The sequence below is a fragment of the Borrelia turcica IST7 genome (assembly GCF_003606285.1).
In the GTDB taxonomy this organism is placed as follows: Bacteria; Spirochaetota; Spirochaetia; order Borreliales; family Borreliaceae; genus Borrelia; species Borrelia turcica.
The window spans coordinates 687,722-709,403 of sequence record NZ_CP028884.1 but is presented as its reverse complement, the minus strand read 5'-3'; the positions used below and the strand labels follow the sequence as shown (position 1 = coordinate 709,403).

General features: G+C 28.5%; 14 protein-coding genes. 9 read left to right on the top strand and 5 right to left on the bottom strand.

Annotated elements, in window-relative coordinates; all coding sequences use genetic code 11:
- Positions 1 to 8: 8 nt before the first annotated feature.
- The gene (locus DB313_RS03375) at positions 9 to 1,559 is read right to left on the bottom strand and encodes a PTS transporter subunit EIIC (protein ID WP_120104417.1); all 1,551 of its coding nucleotides are present in this window, start codon (positions 1,557 to 1,559) and stop codon (positions 9 to 11) included.
- Positions 1,560 to 1,607: 48 nt separating this feature from the next.
- The gene (locus tag DB313_RS03370; protein WP_120104416.1) at positions 1,608 to 2,303 is read right to left on the bottom strand and encodes an N-acetylmannosamine-6-phosphate 2-epimerase; all 696 of its coding nucleotides are present in this window, start codon (positions 2,301 to 2,303) and stop codon (positions 1,608 to 1,610) included.
- 146 nt (positions 2,304 to 2,449) lie between these two features.
- On the opposite strand from DB313_RS03370, the gene ylqF reads away from it, so the two are divergent.
- The 5 genes from ylqF to DB313_RS03345 all read left to right on the top strand — a co-directional run bounded on the left by ylqF (position 2,450) and on the right by DB313_RS03345 (position 7,112).
- Positions 2,450 to 3,295 (top strand): ribosome biogenesis GTPase YlqF, encoded by an 846-nt coding sequence (ylqF, locus tag DB313_RS03365; protein WP_120104415.1) that lies wholly within the window; start codon positions 2,450 to 2,452, stop codon positions 3,293 to 3,295.
- Between the two features lie 98 nt (positions 3,296 to 3,393).
- Complete coding sequence (locus DB313_RS03360) at positions 3,394 to 4,440, top strand: ABC transporter ATP-binding protein (protein WP_120104414.1); 1,047 nt, start codon at positions 3,394 to 3,396, stop codon at positions 4,438 to 4,440.
- Positions 4,441 to 4,442: 2 nt separating this feature from the next.
- A complete protein-coding gene (locus tag DB313_RS03355) occupies positions 4,443 to 5,246 on the top strand; it encodes an ABC transporter permease (protein ID WP_120104677.1) in 804 nt (267 codons plus the stop codon).
- A gap of 10 nt (positions 5,247 to 5,256) precedes the next feature.
- The gene (locus DB313_RS03350; RefSeq protein ID WP_120104413.1) at positions 5,257 to 6,048 is read left to right on the top strand and encodes an ABC transporter permease; all 792 of its coding nucleotides are present in this window, start codon (positions 5,257 to 5,259) and stop codon (positions 6,046 to 6,048) included.
- 26 nt (positions 6,049 to 6,074) lie between these two features.
- Complete coding sequence (locus DB313_RS03345; protein WP_420808991.1) at positions 6,075 to 7,112, top strand: ABC transporter substrate-binding protein; 1,038 nt, start codon at positions 6,075 to 6,077, stop codon at positions 7,110 to 7,112.
- Between the two features lie 39 nt (positions 7,113 to 7,151).
- Here the strand turns inward: DB313_RS03345 and DB313_RS03340 are convergent, their stop codons facing one another.
- From DB313_RS03340 to zwf, 3 genes are all read right to left on the bottom strand, one after another.
- Positions 7,152 to 8,492 carry a Na+/H+ antiporter NhaC family protein gene (locus tag DB313_RS03340; RefSeq protein WP_120104411.1) on the bottom strand — a complete coding sequence of 447 codons (1,341 nt, stop codon included), beginning with the start codon at positions 8,490 to 8,492 and terminating at the stop codon, positions 7,152 to 7,154.
- Positions 8,493 to 8,522: 30 nt separating this feature from the next.
- Complete coding sequence (locus tag DB313_RS03335; protein ID WP_120104410.1) at positions 8,523 to 9,863, bottom strand: Na+/H+ antiporter NhaC family protein; 1,341 nt, start codon at positions 9,861 to 9,863, stop codon at positions 8,523 to 8,525.
- A gap of 214 nt (positions 9,864 to 10,077) precedes the next feature.
- A complete protein-coding gene (gene zwf, locus DB313_RS03330; RefSeq protein ID WP_120104409.1) occupies positions 10,078 to 11,514 on the bottom strand; it encodes a glucose-6-phosphate dehydrogenase in 1,437 nt (478 codons plus the stop codon).
- 164 nt (positions 11,515 to 11,678) lie between these two features.
- On the opposite strand from zwf, the gene DB313_RS03325 reads away from it, so the two are divergent.
- From DB313_RS03325 to recD, 4 genes are read left to right on the top strand one after another with little or no spacing between them, the layout of a single operon-like run.
- Complete coding sequence (locus DB313_RS03325) at positions 11,679 to 13,124, top strand: nicotinate phosphoribosyltransferase (protein WP_120104408.1); 1,446 nt, start codon at positions 11,679 to 11,681, stop codon at positions 13,122 to 13,124.
- A 4-nt stretch (positions 13,125 to 13,128) separates the two neighbouring features.
- Positions 13,129 to 16,353 carry a PD-(D/E)XK nuclease family protein gene (locus DB313_RS03320; protein ID WP_120104407.1) on the top strand — a complete coding sequence of 1,075 codons (3,225 nt, stop codon included), beginning with the start codon at positions 13,129 to 13,131 and terminating at the stop codon, positions 16,351 to 16,353.
- Between the two features lie 4 nt (positions 16,354 to 16,357).
- The gene (gene recB, locus DB313_RS03315) at positions 16,358 to 19,819 is read left to right on the top strand and encodes an exodeoxyribonuclease V subunit beta (RefSeq protein WP_120104406.1); all 3,462 of its coding nucleotides are present in this window, start codon (positions 16,358 to 16,360) and stop codon (positions 19,817 to 19,819) included.
- Positions 19,820 to 19,835: 16 nt separating this feature from the next.
- On the top strand, positions 19,836 to 21,662 hold the full coding sequence (gene recD, locus DB313_RS03310) for an exodeoxyribonuclease V subunit alpha (protein WP_120104405.1): 1,827 nt from the start codon (positions 19,836 to 19,838) through the stop codon (positions 21,660 to 21,662).
- The last annotated feature ends 20 nt before the right edge of the window (positions 21,663 to 21,682 follow it).

Here is a 21,682-nt window from a genome sequence, read left to right as displayed (position 1 = left end):
CATCAAACTTAATTATCAAGAATCTCTTCTATCTCATTCTTAAGTACACTAACTCCAGGCCCATAAATTACCTGAATTCCACTACCCTTAACAAGCACTCCCTTTGCTCCAGTATTCTCCAGAGTATTTTTTAAAACCTTAAGAGGATCTTTGACAGTAACTCTAAGCCTTGTTGCACAACAATCAAGCTCAACAATGTTATCAGCTCCTCCAAGACCTGCAATCACTTGAGATGCAACAGTTCCCTCACTGGATTCTTTCAAAGAAGAAGAAGATGATGAATCATTAGAATCCAGAATATCTTCTCTTCCTGGAGTCTTATAGTCAAATCTAGATATCAAGAAAGTAAAAGTAATGTAATATAAGAAAAACCAAAAAACACCTACCATTGGAACTAATATCCAATTTGTTCTTGAATTCCCTTGTAAAATTCCAAAAAGAATAAAATCAATAAATCCACCAGAAAAAGTCTGCCCTATTGTAATTTGCAAAATATGAGAAAGCATAAATGCAAAACCATCAAACACAGCATGCATAACATAAAGAACTGGTGCTACAAATAGGAAAGAAAATTCAAGAGGCTCAGTAATTCCTGTCAAAAAGGAAGTCAAAGCTGCAGACAACAAAAGACCAAAAACTTTTGTTTTTTGACTAGGTTTTGCAAGTCGATAAAGTGCAAAAGCAGCACCGGGCAATCCAAACATCATAGTAATAAATCTTCCGCTCATAAAACGACTTGTTCCAACAAAAAATCTATCAGTACCTTGAGCTGCAAGTTCAGCAAAAAAAATGTTTTGAGTTCCCTCCACTAATTTACCATTAACTATCTCAGAACCACCAAGACCAGTTGTCCAGAAAGGTAAATAAAATATATGATGAAGACCAAAAGGACCAAGCATTCTTAAAAAAACACCGTAAATCAGAGTACCAACATAACCTGTTGAATCTACCAAAACACCAACTTTACTAATTCCAGACTGCATAAATGGCCAAAAAACAAACATAAACACAGCAAGAAGAATACTAGAAAAAGAAACTATTATCGGTATAAACCTAGACCCTGAAAAAAACCCAAGAACCCTTGGAAGTTCAACCTTATTAAACTTATTGTGAAGATAATAAGTTAATATACCAACAACAACTCCTCCAAAAACACCTGTTTCTAAAGTTTTAATCCCAAGTATTAACCCAACAGCTCCGCTTGATAAGACTTCAGCTTTTCCTGACATATCAACTAAAATACCAATAGTAGCATTCATAACAAGATATCCAATAAAAGATGCAAGTCCTGCCGTTCCCTTGTCGGATTTTGCAAGTCCAACAGCAACTCCAATTGCAAATATCGGAGCTAAATTAACAAAAATAATAGCACCCGCTGTACTCATTATTTTAAATGCTGACTGCAAGAAAAATATATCTAGAAAAGAATATGCACTAACAGTAGCCGGATTAGATAAAGATCCTCCAATTCCTAAAAACAATCCCGCTGCAGGAAGAATAGCAATAGGCAACATAAAAGAACGCCCAAATTTTTGAGCATTCTCAAAAAATTTTCCCATAAAAACTCCTATTTGTCTAAAAAGACACAATAAACATTATAAATATTTTCAAACTTTCCCAACCTCATTTATCTTCTCAACAAAACTTTTTGTAATTTCCATAGGCCTTGTAATAGCACCTCCTACAACAACAAAAGAAACCCCCAACTCAAAGGTCCTCTTAGCCTTAAGAGGTGTATCAATTTTACCCTCAACCACTAATTTTGATTTAAAATTACATTTGAGTAATTTCTTTAAAAAGGAAAAATCATCATCTGCAATATTTAACCCATCGGTCTCCTTTGTATATCCATGCAAAGTTGTACCAATAAAATCAAACCCAAGTTTATCCGCATTAATAGCTTCTTCCAACGAGCCAATATCTGCCATTAAGAGTTGATTCGGATATTTCTCTCTTATCTTATTAAAAAAATCAGATAATAAGAGTCCATCGGGACGCTCTCTTAGAGTAGCATCAAGAGCAATGACATCAACTCCTTCCCTACATAGTTCATCAATTTCCTTCATAGTAGGAGTAATAAAAACAGAAGAATTATCATAAACTCTCTTAATAATGCCTATTATCGGTAAATTAACCTCTGCTTTTATTTTGTTAATATCTTCTATCCCATTAGCTCTAATTCCAACTGCTCCTCCCATCTCTGCTGCTAAGGCCATCTTAGACATAATAAAACTACTATGTAATGGTTCACCCTCAAGCGCCTGACAAGAAACAATTAAACCTCTTTTAATCTCTCTATTAATATTAAAACCTCCTATAACCTAACTTTTTATAAAAATTTTAAATTATGCTCTATATAATTTTTTTAAAAAAACATAATTAATTATAGATTTAAGAACACAAAAATACAAAAATTTTATATCTGCTTAAATTAAACTATAATTTAAAAATGTCAAATAAAATAAACTGGTTTCCTGGCCACATGAAAAGGGCTTTAGAATTAATCAATGAAAATCTTAAGAGAACAAATATTGTATTAGAAATACTTGATGCTAGAGCTCCTCTTAGCAGTAAAAATCCACTAACTGAAAAATTAATTAAAAATGCAAAAAAGGATAAAATAATACTTCTAAACAAATCAGATCTTGCACTTGAAAGAGAAATTTTAAAATGGAAAGCATATTTCGAGTCTATTGGGAACAATGTGATAATTAGCAATATTTACAAAAAAGGAATGAAAAAACAAATCATAGACATCATAAAAAAAACAGCAAATGTGAAAACAATTAAAACTTATACAGAAAAGATAAAAGTTTTAGTAATTGGAGTTCCAAATGTTGGCAAATCATCAATAATTAACCTATTAGTAGGGCGAAAAAGTACAAGTGTTGCAAACAAACCAGGGCATACAAAAAATATACAAATCGTTAAAGTAAATGAAGAAATTAATATCTTTGATATGCCAGGGATATTATGGCATAATTTAGAAGACCAAGAGATTGCAAAAAAACTCGCAATCTTAGACATGATAAAAGAGAAAATAATAATAGACAACACGGAACTTTCACTCTATTTACTTAAAGAAATGCACAATAATAATAAAAATAAATTATTGGATAAATATAATATAGACTCAACAGAGTCACTTCAAATTTTAAAAGAATTTGCAAAGGCAAGAGGATTTATAAATAAAAACTGCGAAATAGACATTGAACGAACATCAAAAACACTAATAAAAGAATACAGAGAAGGTAAATTTGGAAAAATCATACTTGATACTAAATTACCAAAATAAACATTAAATAAAAATTATTTACATAAGAATTAATATAAAGTATAATCTACTCTCATGCAATTTATTGATGCATGTATAAAAAAGGAGGGTCCCATTAGTTGAATAACCTTATCTTAGAGATTAAAGACTTAAGTCATTACTACACTAATAGTAGTAATAAAACTCTAGATACAATTAATTTAAAAATCAAAAAAAACGAATTTATTACCCTACTTGGTCCATCAGGATGCGGAAAAACCACACTTATTAAAATATTAGGAGGCTTTTTAAATCAAAATGAAGGCGAAGTTTACTTCCTATCAAAAGAGATTTCAAAAACTAGTCCTAATAAAAGAGAGCTCAATACTGTATTTCAAAATTATGCACTATTCCCACACATGAATGTTTTTGACAATATTTCATTCGGCCTTAGAATGAAAAAAATAAATAAAAATTTAATTAAAGAAAAAGTAAAATCATCTCTTTCTTTAATTGGCATGCAAAAATTCGCTTATAGGAACATCAATGAGTTATCTGGAGGACAAAAACAAAGAGTTGCAATTGCAAGGGCAATAGTTATGGAGCCTAAACTTTTGTTATTAGATGAACCACTATCTGCACTCGATTTAAAGATGAGACAAGAAATGCAAAGAGAGCTTAAAAACATACAAAGAAAGCTTGGAATCACCTTTATTTATGTTACTCATGACCAAGAAGAAGCCTTAACAATGAGCGATAGGATAGTTGTAATGAATGAGGGAGTAATTCTTCAAATTGGAACTCCTGAGGAAATTTATAACGAACCCAATACAAAATTTGTAGCTGATTTTATTGGAGAAAGTAATATTTTTGACGGAACATACGAGAAAGAATTTGTTGTTAATATGTTTGGCAAAGATTTTGAATGCCTTGACAAGGGATTTTATAATAAAGAACCTGTTGATCTTGTAATACGACCAGAAGATGTAAAGATACTACCCAAGGGCAAAGGACATTTAAGTGGAATTATAACCTCAGCAATATTTCAGGGTGTACATTACGAAATGACACTAGAAATTGAAAAATCTAACTGGTTAATTCAAAGCACAAAGCTTACAAATGTCGGTGAAGAGGTTGATATATTCTTAGAGCCTAATGACATTCATGTAATGGGTAAAAAACAATAATGATGAATAGAATAACATTAATTTTATATACTCTATTCTTATCCATATTCATTATAATCCCACTTCTAATAATAATAACCCTTGGATTCCTTAATGAGAATAATGAACTTACATTTGCAAATTTCAACAGACTGCTAGAACCAAGCTACCTAAGAATTTTCTCAAGAAGTACTAAGCTTGCATTAATTGCAACCATTTTTTGTATTCTAATTGGATACCCTACAGCATGGTTTATATCAATATCAAAAAAAAGCACTCAGAATATACTCATAATAATGATAATACTTCCTATGTGGATTAATACCCTACTTAGAACTTACGCTTGGATAAGAATATTAGGAAAAAATGGAATTATTAATAACTTGCTCGAAGTAATGGGACTAGGCAATATAGATTTAATCTACAATGAGCAAGCTGTAATAATCGGGATGGTATACAATTTTCTGCCCTTTATGGTCTTGCCAATATATACAGGACTTTTAAAAATCAAACCTGAATACATTGAAGGCGCAAAAGATCTTGGAGCAAAAATGTGGCAAATTTTGCTCTACATAAAGATACCATTAACATTATCTTATCTTGCTACAGGAATAATCATGGTATTTATTCCCTCAATTACAGTATTTATTATCTCAGATTTATTAGGTGGCTCTAAGCAAATTTTAATTGGAAATTTAATCGAAAAACAATTCTTATTTGTAGAAGACTGGCATACTGGAGCTGCTATTTCATTTATTGTAATGATAGTAATATTAATATTTAATCTCACAATACTTAAACTAATGCAAAAAAACAATGTGGAATAAGGGTATCAATATGCTAAATATACTAAAAAACACTTTTTTATTCTTTACATTTGGATTCATCTATGCACCCATAATAATTCTAGTAATTTACTCTTTCAACGCAGGCGATCATGGTTTTTTTTGGCAAGGATTTAGCTTAAAATGGTACAAAGAAGTTTTTGCATCACAGCAAATAAAAACCGTAATATATAATACTCTAACCGTAGCAATAATATCATCTTTAATATCTGTTGTAATTGGTGTTTTGGGAGCTTATGGCATTTATAAAACTAAAAATAAAAGAATCAAAACAATTTTGTTATCAATCAACAAAATACCAATAATTAACCCTGACATTGTAACAGGCATTAGTTTGATGACATTTTATTCAGCTATAAAAATACAACTAGGGTTCTCTACAATGTTAATGTCACACATCATGTTTTCAACACCCTACATAGTAATAACCATTCTACCCAAGCTATATTCACTTCCGGAAAATATTATTGATGCAGCCCGTGACCTTGGCGCATCAGAGAGTCAAATATTTAAAAACATAATATTTCCAGAAATAATTGGAAGCGTGGCAACAGGTGGGCTTATTGCATTTACATTATCCGTTGATGATTTTCTAATATCTTTTTTTACAACAGGACAAGGCTTTAACAATTTATCAATACTTATAAATTCCTTAACAAAAAGAGGAATAAAACCTATCATAAATGCAATTTCTTCTATGCTATTCTTTGTAATACTTATTCTTTTATTCATCATTAATAAATTTGTAGGAATTAAAAAATTAACAACAGACACAGAAATTTAGATAAAAGGAGTTTAATTTTGAAAAAGATATTAGCAATACTAATCTTAATAATTCTATCTTGTTCTTCTGGAGAGGAAAAAGATACTCTTAATATTCTCAATTGGGCAGAATATATTGATGAAGACTTATTGGCTCAATTTGAAAGAGAAAATGATATAAAAATAAATTATGAAATTTTTAATAATAATGAAGAAATGATGGCTAAATTTAACAATACAAAAGGTTATTATGACATAATAGTACCCTCAGAATACTTGATTGGTGAATTAGCAAGTGAAAATAGAATTGAAAAAATAGATCACTCAAAATTGCCAAATGTAAGAGATAATCTATTAGAAGAATTTACAAACTTAGAATATGACCCTGGCAATACTTATTCTATACCTATATTTTGGGGAGTAATGGGAATACTTTACAACAAAACAAAAGTTGATATAAAAGACATGAATGGATTTGATATATTATTTAATGAAAAATATAGCAAAGAAATTGCAATGTTAGACTCCCCAAAAGAAAACATTGGAGTTGCTCTTAAACAACTTGGTTATTCCTTTAATGAACATGACATATCTAAAATAAAAGAAGCTGGAGAGATGTTAAAAAAACAAAATCCCTTATTAGTAGGCTATTTCTCAGATATTGCTGCAAAATCACTCATACTCAATGGTGAAGCATCTATTCAACTAACATGGAGTGGAGAAGCACAAGATGCAATAATAAAAGGCTCAAATCTAGACTTTTATGCTCCTGAGGACACAAATCTTTGGATTGACGTAATGGCAATTCCATCAGATGCTCCTCATAAAGAACTTGCTTATAAATTTATTAACTTTCTTTATGAAAATGAAGCATCTTATGCAAACTTTCAAGAGACAAGATATAATTCGCCAAACAAAAATGTATTGAGTCGTTTAAAAGAAGAAGCAAAAAGTAACCCTGAAATAAACCTATACTTGGAAGAAAAATTTCTTCCAAAAGATTTTTCAAAATTAGAGGTATTTAAACAAGTACCTAGAAAAGTAAAAGAAGAACAACTGAAAATATACGTAGAATTAGCTTCATAAATACCAATTAAAGAGAAACAACCTTTTAAGGGTTGTTTCTTAAGTTCTAGCAAAACGCAAAATATGATTCTTTAAACCAAATCCAGCTATAGATAAAATAATAATAATGCCCAAAAATGCTTGATAAAACAAAAATGAAATGATATCAATTGGAGATATAGTCCCTTTTGCAAGATTTATTACACTTATCATGTGCATGCCATACGGTAAAGCACCAATGAAAGCACAAGAAGAAACCGAAAGCAAGGCCGCACATCGTTTAGGACACACTGCATTGTCCTCAGATATACCCTTAGTAACAGCTCCATTAACTAAAATAGCAAGACCACTATTTGCAAGAAATCCTGTTACCATAATTATTAGAAAAGTAACTGTAAATTCAGCACTCCTTTTGCACCTAGCTAATCGCTTTAACTTATTTAAAACCCACTCAAAGCCTCCATGTCTAATAGTCATGTAAGAAACTCCCCCTGTAAAAATAACAAGAATAAGCATATCGCTCAAATCCAAAAGGCCCTCATTAATATTTTTAGCCATTGAAAGCAAGGTCAAATTACCATAAAAAATACCAATACTACCTGCAATCAATATTCCAAGAAATAAAACTAAAAATACATCTACACCTAAGAACGCAAAAGTCATAACAAAAAGATAAGGAAGAACCTTTAAATAACTAATCTCACCAAGCTCACCTACAACATCAATATTTTCAACAGATGAACCTACAACAGCAAAAGCTATTGTTGCTAAAACAGCAGCAGGAATTGTAAAATAGGCTCCACTTTTAAAAACATCTCTAATCTTAACTCCCTGAGTACGACTTGCAATAATAGTTGTATCTGATATTAAAGACATACTATCACCAAAAGCACCTCCTCCAAGCACAGCACCTGCAACCATTGGCAATGGAATTCCACTTTTATTTGCTATTTCAAGTCCGATCGGAGTAATAGCTACAACAGTACCCATAAAACTACCAGTTGAAGTAGAAAGAAAAAGGCATATTAAAAATATACCTGCTACCAATAAATTAGAAGGTATATATTTAAGTCCAATATTGGCTACAGTTTCAATACTACCTATCTCCTTACAAACAGAAGAAAAAGCACCTGAAATCATAAATATTAAAGAAATAAATATAATATCAAACTGTGAACATCCTTTAATAAATTCATTTATCTTATCTGTAAATGAACCCTTAAATAAAAGAAACGCTACAACAACACCTAACAACATAGCAACTACTGGCGGCATCTGATAAAAAGCCATCTTAACACCTTGAATTTCTAAAACTACTCCCGTTCCAATATAGATAACAATAAAAACAAGAAAGGGAACAAGTCCTAAAAAATTTGGTTTTATACAACTAGTAGTATCCATTTTTAAACCTCCTACATTACTTAAATAAATTCAATTCTTAGAAAAAGACCAAGAAAACCTTTTAATATCAAGACCAACCATAGATAAAATAACAAAAAGTAGCAAAAATAGCTGATAAATTAAAAATGATATAACACCTAAGGGAGAAATAAGCCCATCAAAAAATCCTATTAAAATAATCATTTGAGCACCATATGGAATAAAGCCCTGAAAAATACAAGAAAACATATCCAAAAGAGAAGAACTTCTATAGGAGGGTATTTTATTCTTAACAGATATTTCTTTTGCAACTCTGCCACAAATAAGAATAGCTATCGTATTATTAGCTAGAAAAATATCAACAACAGAAGCAAGTGATGCAATTGCAAACTCTGCAGAACGTCTGCCTCGTATTAAAGTCTTAAGCTTAACTAAAATCCACTTAAATCCTCCATTTTTAATTACAATAAAAGAAACTCCACCTGTAAGTATTGAGAGAAAAATTAAGTCACCCATGCCTAGAAATCCCTCACTAATTTTTTTCATCACATACAAAAACTGCAAATTTTCATAAAAAATACTAATAACACTTACAAAAACAATACCTATAAATAAAACAAAAAAAACATTTAAACCTAACAGGGATAAAACAATAATAAGAAGATAAGGCACTACTTTAACTAAATCTACTGAACTACTAATCAAAGATTCAACATTAGATAAATCACTTGAAAGAAAATAAAAACCAAAAAAAGTAAGTATAGCTGATGGGAAAGCATAAACAGAACTAGCCTTAAAAACATCTACAATGTTACTCCCCTGAGTACGACTTGAAACAATAGTCGTATCTGATATTAAGGAAAGATTATCTCCAAATACAGCACCACACATAACAGCAGCGGCCATTAAATTTAAATTAACACTGCTCTTACTTGCAACCTCAAAAGCAATTGGCGCAATAGCTACAATTGCTCCAACAGAAGTTCCTGCCGAAAAGGAAATAAAACAAGTAACTAAAAATATCCCTGAAACAATCCACCTAGAACCTATATACTTAAGTCCAATATTAGCAACCGCCTCAACACTGCCTATTTCTTTACAAAGAGTAGAAAAAGCTCCTGCCAATAAAAAAATAAGACACATTAAAATAATGTCATATTGAGAAGCACCTTCAACAAAACTATGAATTTTATCTTCAAATTTCCCCTTAAAACCCAAAAATCCCGTAATAGATGCAATAAACATTGCAACACTTGCAGGAAGCTGATAAAAAGCCATTTCTACACCCATAAATTCTAAATAAACTCCAGTTCCTAGATAAATTACAACAAAAACAATAAAAGGCAAGAGCCCTAAAAAATTCGGTTTAACCTTAATGTCAACATTCTTCATACAAACATCCCCTTAAATACAAAAGAGTATATTAAAATACATTAATTACTGATAATCAAATAAATATATTCTTGTAATTCTATCACAAATAAATCAATATTTTAGTATTTATTAAAAATAATAAATTTTGATTCAATACAAAGGAACAAAATTATAGTAGAATTATTATTTTAAGCTTACTTTTATTTTTACATTAAGTATTTAAATTTAATATTTACATGCTGCGCCAAAAATGACCCTTTTCTAAAATCATATTTGCCTGAAGTGGTCCCTCGGACCCATAAAAATAATCCCAATTTTTAACATTTCCCCACTTATTAAGAATGTCTGATACAAATTCCCAAGAACTATCAATCTCATCATTACGAGCATACAAGGTTCTATCTCCTAAAAAAGCATCAAGAAGCAAACGCTCATAAGATTCTCCAAAAAATTTACTAAATGAAGAATGATAAGAAAATTCCATATTGGCTTCCTGCATCTCATAATTATATCCTGGTCGCTTAGTATTAAACTTAATTTCAATTCCATCTCTTGGTTGGATTCTAAAAATCAAAGCATTTGACATATTATTTAACGTAGTATTAAAAAGAGTGAAATCGGGCTTTTTAAACTGAATATATATTTCTGAAAATTTCCTTACAAGGGCTTTTCCCGTTCTAATATAAAATGGAATACCAGACCAACGCCAGTTATTAATAAACACTTTCATTGCCAAATAAGTTTCAGTATTTGAAGTCTTTAAAAATTCCGCCTCTTCTCTATATCCTTTTTTCAAAAAACCTTGTACTCGAGAACTCACATATTGTCCTTTAATAATATGATTTTCTATTTCCTCTTTATTGAATTTCTTCAAGCTCTTTAAAACCTTAACCTTCTCATCATGAATAAAGTCCGAATTAAATCCAATAGGTGATTCCATTGCAACAAGACTTAAAAGTTGCAAAATGTGATTTTGGAACATATCTTTTAAGGCACCTACAGAGTCATAATACTCAAATCTACCATCAATACCTACTTCCTCAGCCACTGTTATCTGAACAAAATCCACATAACGATTATTCCAAATATTCTCAAAAATAGAATTTCCAAATCTAAATGTAAAAATATTTTGCACCGTTTCTTTGCCCAAATAATGGTCTATTCTATAGATTTGATCTTCTTTAAAAACAGAGTAAAGAAGTGAGTTTAAACACCTAGCCGTATCAAGACTGTTACCAAAAGGCTTTTCAAGAACGATTTTAGAATATGAACTAGCATCCATTAATGAATATGGCTTTAAATTTTCAATTATTGCCCCATAAAACTCAGGAGCAGTAGAGAGATAATACACTCTCTCTCTTGTTTTTCCCAAAAGATTAAACAATCTAGAATAAGCTTCCTTTTCTTTAAAATCTCCTGCCAAATAAACAAAAAACTTCAAAAAATTATCTACTAAAGCTGTTTCCTCTTCTTGCCACAAAGAATCTTTAATATAAAGTCTCAATTCCTCATCAGTAAATTCTCTACGTGAAAATCCAATAACCCTAAAATTGCTAATATAACCATCTTTATATAAACTAAAAAGAGAAGGAATAAGTTTCCTTCTTGATAAATTCCCTGTAACCCCAAATATTACAATATCAAAATCAGATACATTCTTTTCCATCACAAAATATCTCCAATAAACAAATTATACTATTATTACTAAGCCAAAAACTATGAAATACTCTTCACAAGAACATTCTCTCTTATTTAAATCCAATTTAAGAGCATATTTAACAAGGAAATCTATAAATTAGAATGCAAATATTGGCATGGTGTATAATTTAGAAAATGAATAACATGTCCTTATTTACAGATTTTTATGAACTTTCAATGATGAATGCTTATTTTGTAAAAAACATCAATCCAAAAGCAAAATTCGAAATGTTTTTCAGAAAAACTCCATTTAAAAATGGATACATAATTCTAGCAGGAATGCAAACATTAGTTAACATTCTAAAAGAACTTCACTTTAAAGAAGAAGAAATTGAATACTTAGAAACACTAAAGCACTTTGATAAGCAATTTTTAAAATACTTAAAAACACTTAAGCTAAACATAAAAATAACCTCAATAAAAGAAGGAAGAATTGTTTTTCCTTATGAACCCATACTAATTGTTGAAGGAAACTTAATCGAACTTTTACTAATAGAAGGACTTATTTTAAACATCATAAATTTTGAAAGCCTCATTGCAACTAAAACAGCAAGGATTAAAGAAGCCGGCGCTCAAACTTTAGCTGAATTTGGCCTTAGACGAGCTCAAGGAATTAATGGCGCCCTCTCAGCAAGTAAAGCCGCCTACATAGGAGGTGCTAATTTTACAAGCAATGTTCTTGCAGGATATAAATATAACATTCCTGTTACTGGTACAATGGCTCACAGCTGGGTAATGAGTTTTAAAAGTGAAGAAGAAGCTTTTTGGGAATATGCAAAAACATATCCAAATAATGTGAGTCTGCTTATTGACACTTATGACACACTTAATAGTGGACTTAAGAATGCAATCAAAGTATTTAAATCCTTAAAGACAAAGGAAAACCAAAATTTCTCTGTCAGAATTGATAGTGGAGATCTTGAATACTTAAGCAAAAAGGTAAGAAGAGAACTTAATGAAAATGGATTACATGAAGTCAAAATAATTGTATCTAATGAACTTGATGAAGAGATTATTATGTACCTAAACTCAATTAATGCTCCCATTGATTTTTGGGGCGTAGGTACTCATTTAGTGACCGCAAAAGGAGACCCCAATCTCTCAGGAGTGTATAAATTGATATCAATTAAACAAAACGGTGAATTTATACCTAAAATGAAAATGTCAAATAATATCGAAAAATCAACACTTCCCTCTACGAAAGGAATTGCTAGAATATATTCTAATGAACAAATGATTTTTGACCTAATCTTTTTAGAAGAAGAACAAGAAGAAATAAGGAAAATGTTATCTTCTAAAAAAAAATTCACAATTTACCACCCCTTACAAGAAAATATGTTCAAAGAAATAAAAACATATGAAAACTTCGAATTTTTAATGGATACTAGCTTTGAAGTTAATAAAATTAATCAAATATCAGAAACAAGCCTAGAACATCTAAGACATAGAGTTCAAAATGATCTTAAGCAAATTGACCACACATATAAGAGGATAATAAATCCCCATATATATAAAGTAAGTATTACCGAAAACTTAAGAAACTTAAGAAATAAACTAATTAAAGAAAGCAAAACTATATAAATTTATGTATAAGATATATAAAACAAACAAAGTTTGCACAATTTACAATAAAATCCAAGAATTAATTAGAAATGATGATATTTTCAAAAAAGAAACCATCATCATTATAAAAAATAATGTCCTAGAGGATGAAATTAAAAAATATTTAGCGACTCTAAATGAAGTTTCATACAATCTCAATATAAAACAAAACATGATGAAAACGATATACAACCTTTTAATAGAAAACCAAAATATCAAACATTTCCTAGCAAACAATACATTACTTCTTTACTCAGAGACAGAAAAATTTATTCTCTACAATATACTAAAAGAAAATAAAATAAAAAATATTAACCAATTCAAATCAACCAAAAACAGATATATTTTCGCTTCAAAGATAATAATTTTATTTCACAAATACTATGCTAAATTTTCTAAAATAATTGAAAATTGGAGACAAGATGAGCTCTTATTTAAAGACAAAAGTAATGCTCGATATGAATCAATGCAAAAGGAAATGTTTCAAAAACTATTTGAAAACCAAATCAACATCTTTGACTTATATAAACAAATAGAAAATGAAACAACAGGCATACCAAAGAGCATTGAAACAAAAAGACTAATAATTATTGGAGAGACCAAAGAAATTGACAGAAAAATCTTATTTCACTTGCAAAAAATCTTCAAACTTGAAGTATATGAACTCATTTTAGAAGATATAACTTCATACAAATCTTCTTTAATAGAAGAACTACTTCCAATAAAAATAGAGAAATACAACCTAGAAGTACAAATAGAGGAAGAAATTGACACTAAATTATTTGAAGAGAAAAACTTTTTAGCAAGCTTTAAAAATAATATCATAGCAGAAAACTCTCTATTAAGCACAGATAACAGTTTTAAAATCATAGAGGCAACAACACAAAAACGAGAAGTAGAAATTCTTGTAAACAATATTTTACACTCAACACAAAATAATAATTTAAAACTAAATGACATTGTAATAACCTGTCTTCCAAAAGAAATGGATTTTTACCTACCATACATAGAAGAATTTTTAAATAAATACGAACTTGATTTTAATGTATTAGATTCCAAAGATATTTCAAAAAGCAAAAGCGTAATGGCATTAAAAAAATTAATGAATCTATTCATTTCACACAGAGGAACTATTAGTAACTTTAACAGAAAAGAAATAATTGAATTTTTAAGCAATACTAAAGTTATGAATAAATTCAATATCTCAACAAATGAATTGCAACACTTAATAACATTTAGCGACACCATGAACATTAATTTTGGAATGAATGATACTCATAAAGAAAACTTATCCTACGACAAAACATTCCTAAATTCATGGGAAGATGGTTTTAACAGATTCTTAATGTCTGAAATTTTTAATGAAAAATATGAAAATGAAAATTTTCAAGAAAATATAAGCTTTCAAGACCCCGCTTCAATAATACAGCTAACAACAATAATAAGAAGTCTGTATGAAGATATAATCTATTTTAGAGGAAGAGAATACACAATATATGAATGGGCAGAAATAATAGAAATATTTATAAATAAATACATTAAACTTGAAGATGACGACAAAATTGATGAATACATAAACACAAGAATACAATATCTCAAAAACTTTTCAAGAGATTTTAATGAAAATATTTACAAAGATTACATGGAAAAAGTTAAAGATACAAAAGTTGAATTTGCTCTTTTTAAAATAATGCTTGAAGAAAGTTTAGAACAAAAATCATATCAATCAATCAATCAAAATGTAGGCATACTTGTTGCAAGCTCTGATAAAATTGAGTATTTACAAAAATCTGAAATCCACTTTCTAGGAGCTGACAAATTAAACTCAAACATCACCTTTGATAACATGAACTTACTAAATGAATATTATGATTATGCCAATGTAGAACAATACAACATCTCAAATTTAATTAATATAATTTTTGCAGCATCAAACAAATTTTACCTCTATTATTCACTAAGTAAATCTTTAAATCCAGATATTAACAAACCTAAAGTAATACACAAGATAATAAATCACATTAAAAATATGGGACAAGAATTAGAAATTGAAAAACACCCAAACGAAAATTATGATTTTGAATATTTTAAAGAGAAAAACCCTAATTGCCTAATAAATTATGATACAAATGCCTTCAGCATTGCAGAATCACTAAAGAAAGGAAATCATAGAAAATTTATACAGAAAAGAGTCAAATTAAAAGAACAAATTCCACTAAAAATAAAGGATATCAATAAAGCTATAACTAATCCATACAAATACTTTTATGAAAAAATATTAAATGTATATATCAAAGACATAAGCCAAATCAATGAAATCAAGGAAAAACAAGAAGAACAAATTATAGATATTCTTAACTTTAACTACAAGTTAATGGATAATTTCATGCCAATACACGAATATATAAAAGATGAAATTAATGAATATCAAATACTTAAAAGAATAGATAATATCATTGAACATCAAATTCAAAAAGGGATAGTTCCTTTGAATTTTAAAAAAGAAAGACTTAAGGAAGAATTCATATCAAAATTTAATGAGATAAAAAATAATATTGAAATAAATTTTCAAGAATTTTTTAAAATGGAGGCGGTCAACACCACATTAAATAAAATAATACCTATCAACTTTGAAGACACAACACTAGAATTTAAGTTAGATGGAAAACTTCAAAATATATATAAAATTGATAATAGATATTATTACTTCTGTTTAGAAAAAAAAGAATATAACAACGACGCAATTATCGAGAAAATAGACCTATACATGATAGGATTATTTTTAAAAAACAAAATAGAGAACATAGACTCAATTCAAGAAATAAAAATCTCTTATGAAACTGCTCAATTATCACTTGATAATGCATATGAAAACACAGAAATAAACCTACTAGATCTTGAAAATCTACTAAAACAAATAGCATATATTTCAAGCTACCCTACTCCCATTTATAGGGACTTAATACATAAAAGTTTAACTAAAATAAAAAACATAAATGAATTTCCTACCGCACTAAAAGCACAAATAGAATACCCTCAAAAAAGTATTGCTCCCACAAAAAAGATGGAACATGTTCTTACTCAAAAAGATATAACATGGTGTCCTTATTACAACAGATTCCAAGACACCAATGACTTAAACATAGATGAAAACTTAGAAAAATTACTAAAAGACTTTTATATTAAATTTATGAAAACACAAAGTTAATTTTATGCAAGAAATAATAGATAAAATTAAATACAATGAAAAAATACTAATTGAAGCCTCAGCAGGAACTGGCAAGACTTATACACTTGAGCACACTATTACAAGCTTACTAACAAACAAAATATACTCTCCAAGCGAGATCTTGGTGTTAACATTTACAAAAAAAGCAACAGAAGAAATGCATGTCAGAATACTAAAGTCAATTGAGAATGCATACAACAATTCAAAAACAGATAAATTACTAAAAGAAATTTACGAGCAATCAAATAAAATTTTTATCTCAACCATACACAAATTTGCACTATATTCTCTAAACAATTTTCAAATTGAAACAGAAAACTTCTCTCAATATAGGGTAAAAGAAAATTTCACATCAGAAATAGACGAAATAGTCTATGAATTTTTAAGAAGAACAGAACTGCTTAAAAAAGAATTAGCAATAAAGCATTATGAATTTGAAATCTTTACGTCCAATTTTGCAAACACAAACGAGACGATTAGATACATAAGAGAAGCTTATAAAAGAGACAAGACACAAGAGCTTGGAGATTGGATAAAAAAACAAACTATTTTTCAAAATATACTTACCAATAAAGACAAATTAATTTACGAATATAACCTAATAATAGAAGAACTAAATACAATGACTATGGAAGAAAAAAGAACTTTTCTTAATAAACATAATCAAGGAACTAAAATCTCAGAAATAAAATATAGGCATGAACAGGACATAGTAAAAATAACAGAAATACTTATAAACAATCAATTCTTACATAAAATAATCACATCCAATATTAATAAAAATACTACTCTTTCAGATAAGGAAACATGGATTAAAAACTCTTTAATAGAGCTTAGCCATAAAACAAGCACAGACACGGAAGAAAAAGCAAACCAAAAAACCCAAAAAAAAAGCAAACTCAGAAAATACATTAAGTTAAGTGTTGAATATAAAATACTTAAATATATAGAAAGAGAGCTTGCAAGTACCATTAATGCAACAAATACAATAGACCAAAAACATATAATACTAAACTTTAAAGCACACCTCGAATCTCCCGACAGAAACTTCTTAAATTCAATCAAAAGTAGATATAAAATAATCCTAATAGATGAGTCACAGGATCTAGACCTTATGCAAATAGAAATATTTGAAATTTTAAACTCCTGTGGCATAAAGTTAGTCTTTATAGCCGACCCTAAACAAATAATTTATGCATTCAGAAATGCTGATGTCTCATTTTACAACCAAGGAATAAAGCATAAAATAAAGGATGATGCAAAAATAACTTTGGGAATCAATTACAGATCAAATAAAAAGTTAGTAGAACCTTTAAATATTATGTTTAGTAATATCTACAATAAAAAATGGATATCAAAAATTGAACAAATCGAATTTAGCAACTCAAAAACAGACCCCAAAAATGACAACAATAACATTTTTATAAATGACATAGAAATAGAAGGAATAAACATAATAGAGACTGAAAAAGATGAGGATATTATACAAAAGACAGCCCTTACAATTAAATATTTGCTAACAAATGGAAAAATATACGATAATGACACACTTAGGAGAATTAAAGAATCCGATATTACAGTACTCTGTCGAACATCAAAAGAAATCAATTTAATAGATAAAGCACTTCAAAGCCAAGATATAAAAACAAATAAAACTGAAAAATCATTCTTTAAAACAAAAGAATTTAATGAAATATTTTATTTAATAAAATGTCTAGATAGGAAACAAGAATTTAAAACTTTAAGCTATGTATTAACAAGTAAGATAATAAATCTTCCATGGGAATTGTATCTAAGTTTTATTGAAAGAGATGAAATCCACTACATAGAAGAATTTATCAGTGACATAATATATTTACTTGAAAATAAAGAAATAACACTAACAAAGGCAATAGACACAATTATATCAAACAAAGATTTTTGGATAAAACTGGCAAAAAATTTCAATAGTCCTACATTTACCGAATTTGCAATCACAAAAAAAAGCTATAGAGAAATATTAATAAATGAGGAAAAATTTGAGGAACTTAATAACTATGAGACAAGCCTAGATTTTATTTCCAAAGTTTACTATCAAGAGAAAGACGTAGAATCATTAATATCTACTCTAGAAACCCTCATAATCAATAAAGATTTTGAAGAAGATGAAGATAACAGAGATATTAAAGACAGTAAATCCATAGAAATACTCACAATTCATAAATCAAAAGGACTAAGTCTTAACATTGTATTCTTAATAGGTGATCTTCAAGACAGCAAAAATAAATCCTTACTCAAATCATCTGAACCATTTTATAAGTTTTGTTCAGAAGACAAAATAGAATATGATTTTTTTAAATTAAAAGAAAATCAAGAATTTGCCCTACTTAAATTCTTAAATGAAGAGAAAAATCTTTTTTACGTAGGAACAACTAGGGCTCGATTTGCTCTCTTTATTATCAATAAAGGCAAAGTGACAAGCATAATGCTAACGCTAGCAGAAACAAAAATAATTGCAGGCATAAATTTAGACTTCAATGTATATAATCTACTTCAAACTCATCAATTTAATAAATTAGATACAAGTTGTAATGCAGATATAAAATTAATTCCTCCACCACCAATAAATAAGAATTTATTTAGAAAAGAATATACACACAGCTACACAAGCCTTGCATCAATGAATAAGTCTATACACTATACAAATAAAGAAATAAAAGATGATGCTGATTATGATAATGATGATTCTTCTATTAAAGAAACACTTCCAAAGGGTAAAGATATCGGCAATATTTTGCATGCTATTATGGAAGAAATAAATTTTAGAGATGCAAAAAGTACTTTTGCATCTTTTAAAGAAATGAACATTAGTCTCATACAAAAAAAAATAAGACATTTTAATTCAAATCTAAACACATCTGAGATACAAGAAGCACTCACTCAAATGATTTACAATATATTAAACACAAAAATTAAACTCATTAACGCAAGGCTATGCGATATCCAAGAATTACAAAAGGAAATGGAATTTTTAATCAGAATAGGCAACAAGACCAATGAACAAAAAAATCTCTTTATGAACTACAAAGAGCTTAACTTAAATTTAAACGACGGTTACATCAAAGGCATTATCGACCTTACATTTAAAATCAATAATAAAGTGTATATTCTAGACTATAAAACAAATTATCTTGGACAAAGCATAAAAGACTATAGTCCAGCAAACTTAAAGAAGATAATGAAACAAGAACAGTATGACTTACAATACAAAATTTATGCACTAGGTATAAAAAAAATACTCTTTAAGAATATGGAAAAGTATAATAAAAACTTCGGAGGAATAATATATCTTTTTACAAGAGCATTCAAGGAAAAGACAAAAAGCCAATCTAGCACTCAGTATGGAATCTATACAGCTCTACCTAAGTTTAAAGAATTAGATTTAGAACACATATTTACAACTTAAAGACTCAAAGGAAAATATGAGAAATTATTTAGTCTTAAAAGAATTCTTAAAAGATAATAAGAGAAATTATTTAAATCCCGAACTCAAAATTTATGAACAAATTGAAATATTAAATATAAATATAGAAAATTATTACAAATCACATCTACTTATAGGCAAAATCCAAGATGAAAGGCAGGAAGAGCTTACTATATTTTTAATATTTTTATTCAACTACCTCTCTAAAGGCCACCTGCGAGCTAATATCAATTTACTAATAGACAATATTAAAAACACAATAGAGAGTGCCTACTTTGAATTAGACGAAGATGACAAATTTTATAAAAAATCAATAAAAATACTAGAAGAACTTAAAGAATTTACAAGAATAACCAAAATCAACGAAATGATATTACATTTAAAACAAAAAAATATAATAAGAAATTTTAATCCATATGAAAAAATCACAACTCCCTTAATAATAGAAAATAATATTCATATCTACACTCAAAAAAATTTTAGAGAAGAAGAAGAATTAATTAAAAAAATAGATCTAAGACTTAAAAATAGCAAAAGTAAAATTAGCGAAGAGACAATACAAAATATCATGACCAATTTAAATACTAAAGGCTTAAGTGAAGAACAAGTAAGCTCAATTGAAAAATCTTTAAAAAGTAACTTTTTTATACTCAGTGGCGGTCCTGGTACAGGAAAAACAACAACTATCAATTATATTCTAAAAGCAATTGACATGAATTTAAACGCTAAGCAAAAAGTAGCTCTCATAGCACCAACAGGTAAAGCAAGTCAAAAGCTAAAATCAAGTTTAAAAGAAACATTTAAAAATCTTGAAACAGAATATGGTACGATACAAAAACTATTAAAAATTTCATTTATCAATAAAGATGACAAATACAACGAAGAAAATCCTCTAGAATTCGACATAATCATAATTGACGAAACATCTATGATAGATGCAAACATTTTTTTAAAATTACTAAAGGCAGTAAACATAAACACAAAACTTATAATAACAGGGGATCAAAATCAGCTTCCATCAATATCCGAAGGCAATGTATATGCGAGTCTTGTTAGAATAAAAGACATAAGTAATGAAAATGTAGAAATACTTAAAAAAAATTTCAGAAGCAATAATGAAATCAACTTACTAGCAGAAGCAATATACAAAGAAAATGAAGATTTGATTTTGAGTCAAATTAATAATAGTAAAAGCATAATTTTAAAGGAAATAAACAAAATAAACATAGAAAATGAATTACTCAATTACACAAAAAATCTATACAAAAATACCTTTAATTTTAATCTTAAATTACTAACAGATGAAAAAATAGAATCTACTCTTAATTTTCTACTTAGCAAAATCATTCTATGCTCAAGAAACTTTGGTAAAGTAGGATCAAAAAGAATAAATGAAAGCATAAAAATGCATTTAAAAAAAATTCAAGGTAATTTAATTGGACAAATCATTCTTATTACTCAAAATGACTATAAAAATGATCTATTTAATGGAGAGAGGGGTGTTCTTTTTAAAGAAAATTCCAAAATTTACGCTTTATTTAAAAGAGAAAACGAAAAATATAAAAAGATAAATTTTAATTTACTAAATAAATATGAACTTAGTTTTGCTACAACAATACATAAAAGCCAAGGCTCTGAATATGAAAATGTAATAATCATAATAGAAGACCATCCATTTTTAACAAAAGAACTACTCTACACCGCAATAACAAGAGCCAAGGAAAGTATAGAAATAATATCAAGCGAAGATATCATTAAAAATGTTAGTCGAAAAACAGTAGATAGAGATTCAAAAATAAGGGAATACATAAATGCATTAAAATAAATTGACAAAGAAAAGTAAAA